The following is a 1,053-nucleotide window of genomic DNA, read 5'->3' on the forward strand; positions in this document are numbered from 1 at the left end:
GCGGCAGATAGCGGTCGGCCTCTTCGCCGCCCTCGCCGGTGTTCGACTTGCCGCCGATAGCGTTCATCGCTCGCGCCAGCGTCGTGTGCGCTTCCCGGGAGATCGAGCCGAAGGACATCGCGCCGGTCGAGAAGCGCTTGACGATCTCGGCCGCCGGCATGACGTCTTCGATCGCGACCTTCTTGCGGCCGGTCTCTTCCGCCAGCTTGATCTCGAACAGGCCGCGGATGGTCTGCGCTCTAGCTGTCGCGCTGTCGATCTGCGCCGAATACTCCTTGAACGTGTCCCAGGAGCCCTGGCGCACGGCATGCTGCAGGCTGGCGACCGCATCCGGCGACCACATATGCGCCTCACCGCGCATGCGGAACATGTATTCGCCGCCGACCTCGAGATTGTTGCGCAGCACCGGGTCGTTGCCGAAGGCATCGGTATGGCGGCTGAGAGTCTCGGTCGCGATCTCGTCCAGCCCGACGCCTTCGATCAGCGTCGCAGTGCCGGTGAAGTACTTCTCGACGAAGTCCGACTTCAGCCCGATGGCGTCGAAGATCTGCGCACCGCAATAGGACTGGTAGGTCGAGATGCCCATCTTGGACATCACTTTGAGGATGCCCTTGCCGATGGACTTGATATAGCGGGAGACGACCTCGTATGCGTCGACCTCCTCCGGCAGCTCGCCGCGCCTGTGCATGTCGAGCAGCGTGTCGAAGGCGAGATAGGGATTGATCGCCTCGGCGCCATAGCCGGCGAGGCAGCAGAAATGATGCACCTCGCGGGGCTCGCCGGATTCGACGACCAGTCCTACCGCGGTGCGCAGGCCCTTGCGGATCAGGTGATGGTGCACCGCCGCCGTCGCCAGCAAAACCGGAATGGCGATGCGGTCCGGCCCGACCTGGCGGTCGGACAGGATGATGATGTTGTAGCCGCCCGCGACTGCCGCCTCGGCACGCTCGCAGAGCCGGTCGATGGCGCCTTGCATGCCGGCAGCGCCCTCGTTCGAACCGTAGGTGATGTCGATCGTCTTGGTGTCGAAGCGGTCCTCGGTGTGTCCGATGG

The 1,053-nt window shown here is 64.8% G+C and carries 1 protein-coding gene; it reads right to left on the bottom strand.

Annotated elements, in window-relative coordinates; all coding sequences use genetic code 11:
- Positions 1 to 1,053 (bottom strand): glutamate synthase central domain-containing protein (locus EOA60_RS34475; protein WP_245502700.1); only part of this gene is annotated, 1,053 nt, incomplete at both ends.

Source organism: Mesorhizobium sp. M1A.F.Ca.IN.020.06.1.1 (assembly GCF_004023265.1).
Taxonomy (GTDB): domain Bacteria; phylum Pseudomonadota; class Alphaproteobacteria; order Rhizobiales; family Rhizobiaceae; genus Mesorhizobium.